Consider the following 3,607-nt stretch of genomic DNA (forward strand, 5'->3'; position numbering starts at 1 on the left):
GTCCCTGCATTATGCATCGCATGCTCCTTTGAACGATTTTTTGCTCGTTATAGGATATGCGGCAACAGGTTATCCTTATTTTCAAAACAATTTACCGTCCTTGAATAAGAAAAACTGCTGTAATAAATTACAGCAGCCTAGTGAAATCAATTGTGCGTTTACCAGTCCGAGCCCCAAGCCGATTCGTAACCTTTATTAATGGAATGCTGTGGGACTGATTTGGATTGCGCTTCTTTAAAAGCATAATCTGTTCCCATGTAATTGGCAAAATGCTTACTTTCTTGTCTTCGTATACGTCTTGCCTCTTTCCTATCTGGTGCAGTAGAGAACAATAGCCGCTCTTCATCTGATTCGGCTAATACGCCAGGCACAACCGTTGGTTTATCGTCATCACCTAATGCAACAAACGTGAGGAATGAGGTAGCGCACACCTTGCGACCGCCTGTAAGCAAATCCTCCGTTACTACTCGGACAAACACCTCCATTGACGTTTTATGTGACCAAGTAACGAAAGCCGATAAGCTTACTGCATCGCCTTTTCTTACTGGATGAAGAAAATCAACGGAGTCCGTTGAAGCCGTAACGACGGGTCTGCGAGCATGCTTCGTTGCGGCTATCGTAGCCACATCATCTATATATGCCATAAGCTTTCCACCAAAAATCGTTCCGTGATGATTGGTATCTGGCGGCAGAACAATCGATTCCTTAATGGTTAGTGATGCTGATGCTGGTCTTGATGATAAAGGGACAGCTAATTTTTCCAATACGTTCATGGTAACACCTTTTTTCTTCATAAAATTTTTCGATAACGCTAAGTTTACACCCATCTTATATATAGGTAAAATACATATATCGCATAGTTTTCATTCCTTTTCACTATAGGTGCTCATAAAGCAGATTATCGAATGATTCCTGCTCTAAAGCTGAAGGAGCAATATAAATGGATCTAAAACATTTAAATTATTTTGTCGCGGTTGCTGAAGCGGGCAGCTTCACACAAGCCGCACGCAAGCTGCATGTAACCCAGCCCTCATTATCAAAAATGGTACGGTTGCTTGAAGAAGATCTTGGTGCACAGCTCATAGATCGCTCCTCCAAGCAGATCGAATTGACGGATGCCGGCCTATCGATTCTCCGTTCAGCGAAACAGATTATACAATCCTTTGAGGATATGTCGAGTGAACTTGAGGAAGTTGTAAAATTGAAAAAAGGAACGCTGCGCTTAGGCATTCCTCCTATGGTAGGCGGATATTTTTTACCGCTCATTATTGAGAAATTTTTGTCTCATTATCCTCAAATTCGATTGCATGTCATTGAACAGGGCGGGAAAAGCTTGGAACAGGATATTCTCCATGGAGAACTGGATTTCAGTATGGTCATTCTTCCCGTTAAGGATGTTGAACGGTATCATGTCCTTCCCTGCATCAACGAGAATTTACGCCTTGTTGTTCATGCTGAACACAAGCTTGCTGGTCAGAGCATGATCGAGATGAAGCAGCTAGAATCAGAGCCATTTATTATGTTTCGCAAAGATTTTACGATCCATCATTTAATTAAAGAACATTGTGAAGCAGCAGGCTTCGAGCCCAAAATCGTGTTTGAGAGCTCGCAATGGGACTTCATGACGGAAATGATTGCAGCTAAATACGGAGTAACGCTTTTGCCTGAGGGCATATGCCGGCAGCTGGACAAAAAACGTTTTGCTTCGGTTTCCGTTGTTCAGCCTGTAATCCCATGGCAATTGTCGATGATATGGCGCAAAGACAAGTACTTATCCTTCGCTTCGCGCGAATGGATTCGTTTTATAGAAGCAGAGCTTCAGAAGAAATAAGAAAAAAAGTTCGCAGGATATCCACTGCGAACTTTTTTATGCTTTGTCTATTGGATTGCCTTTCCATGAGAACTGTCTTACTTCGGATGGTGTCTTCCCCATCTGCTTTTTAACCATCCTTGCAAAATGGAAGGTTGATTTGAAACCGCATCTTATTGCAATCTCAGTAATGGATAAACCAGTATGGGTTAAATATTCAACAGCCTTTRACACCCGATAATGCCAAAGGTACTTAATCGGGGTCGTTTTTTCGCTCATTCGAAACAATCGAACAAGATGTTCTGGCGAGACACCTGCATGCTCCGCGAGCATCGTCAAAGTTATCTCCTCGTGGTAAGTACTATGAATCAGGCTTTTCGCCGTTAGAATAGACGGATGAATCTCCTCAAGTGCTCGAGTCCGCGACATTTCAGAGACATATAACAGGATCGCTGACATACCCAAGCTGCGAAGCAGATCACTTTCGGATGGATGAGCATATTGCACTGAAAGCATTAAATCTGTTAATCGATTCATCTCCTCCGAGATGCGCTGACATAGCGGAAGTTCCTCGAAGTAATCTTTTTCCTTCTCGGATAAGTCCTCAATATGAATAGATATCCAGCGATGCCAGGTTTCACCCTTGCTCGAGAATATAAACTGTTCATGGTGCCCCGGCTTTAGCAGCACGACAGACCCAGGTGTTATCTCATGAACTTCATCATCAATCTCAATGCTCATCTCGCCCGAATGCAGCAGTACGAGCTGTATATCCTCTTGTACACGAGGGCCATAACGACCGTTAGCCGGATAAATAACTGTGCCAGCGTATGCCGATCTGATTCGGTTGAACGTTACAGTATTAGCCATTAAATCAACGAATATTTCTCGCGCAGATCTTCACGCAATGTAACTGCTGAATCCTCGCGAATATAATGACAAACATAAGAACGACGCCAGCGGTCAGTGCTCCGATTACGGTTAGAGGAATGAATTAATAGCTCATGGAAGAAAAGAATATCTCCTTTTTCCATAATAACAGGAATCTGTTGATTTAAATCGATGCCCTCTGTCTCGTCCGTCCATTCTTCATGCTCATCGACATTTTTTACCTTGCCATGCGGCAAAAGCCCAAGCTTATGCGTGCCAGGAATAACCCATAAGCAGCCATTTTGCACATCTACCTGCTCTTCCATTGCAATCCAAGCGGCAACCATTGTCATTGGATCGTTTTTAATATAGTAGTAGTCCTGATGCGCAGCTTGACCAGGCGAACCCGGCTCTTTATAGAAGAACATACTTTGCACGCAAACGGCCTCCTTCTCCATCAGCTGAGCTAGAGCACCCCTAACGATCGGAAGCTTCATCACTTGTCGCGAGAAGCTGTCATGCTGGTGCGGGTTGAACAGCCGAGTAGAATAGCGTGCTTTCTCGGAGGTGCGTGCCCAATCCGGTGTTTCATCAAGCGGTGTAGAACGCAGTTCATAAATATGTCTATTAAAAGCATCGATTAAATCCGCGCTGCAGCCTTTTTTGATGATAACAAATCCGTCTTTATGGTATTGCTCCAGTTGTTCGTTAGATAGCGGCTTTAAAAGTTCGCTTTGTATTGTAAGCATAATGATAATCCCCTTTCCATTATTCGAGTGTGATTGACGCTGCTTGCAGATGTTTTGCTATACTTGTATATTACTGCGCCGTTCCTTCTTCAACAATGGCTCTGATTATCATCTTTGTGTCTAGAATTGATATACACGTCATTATAAAAAAAGACTGCTAACCTCAGCATTACCTGCA

At 43.2% G+C, this 3,607-nt stretch carries 4 protein-coding genes; 1 reads left to right on the top strand and 3 read right to left on the bottom strand.

From position 1 onward, the window contains the following. Positions 1–158: 158 nt before the first annotated feature. Positions 159–773: an acyl-CoA thioesterase gene (locus AB4Z17_RS32765; RefSeq protein ID WP_076265760.1), complete on the bottom strand. Its 615-nt coding sequence runs from the start codon at positions 771–773 to the stop codon at positions 159–161. Between the two features lie 167 nt (positions 774–940). On the opposite strand from AB4Z17_RS32765, the gene AB4Z17_RS32770 reads away from it, so the two are divergent. Continuing rightward, a complete protein-coding gene (locus AB4Z17_RS32770; protein WP_441875454.1) occupies positions 941–1,831 on the top strand; it encodes a LysR family transcriptional regulator in 891 nt (296 codons plus the stop codon). 36 nt (positions 1,832–1,867) lie between these two features. Here the strand turns inward: AB4Z17_RS32770 and AB4Z17_RS32775 are convergent, their stop codons facing one another. Continuing rightward, positions 1,868–2,680 carry an AraC family transcriptional regulator gene (locus AB4Z17_RS32775; protein WP_441964554.1) on the bottom strand — a complete coding sequence of 271 codons (813 nt, stop codon included), beginning with the start codon at positions 2,678–2,680 and terminating at the stop codon, positions 1,868–1,870. Further along, positions 2,680–3,429 (bottom strand): phytanoyl-CoA dioxygenase family protein, encoded by a 750-nt coding sequence (locus tag AB4Z17_RS32780; RefSeq protein ID WP_441964556.1) that lies wholly within the window; start codon positions 3,427–3,429, stop codon positions 2,680–2,682. The genes AB4Z17_RS32775 and AB4Z17_RS32780 overlap by 1 nt, the downstream gene beginning before the upstream one ends. Positions 3,430–3,607 lie beyond the last annotated feature (178 nt).

The sequence above is a fragment of the Paenibacillus sp. TAF43_2 genome (assembly GCF_052113545.1).
Taxonomy (GTDB): Bacteria; Bacillota; Bacilli; order Paenibacillales; family Paenibacillaceae; genus Pristimantibacillus.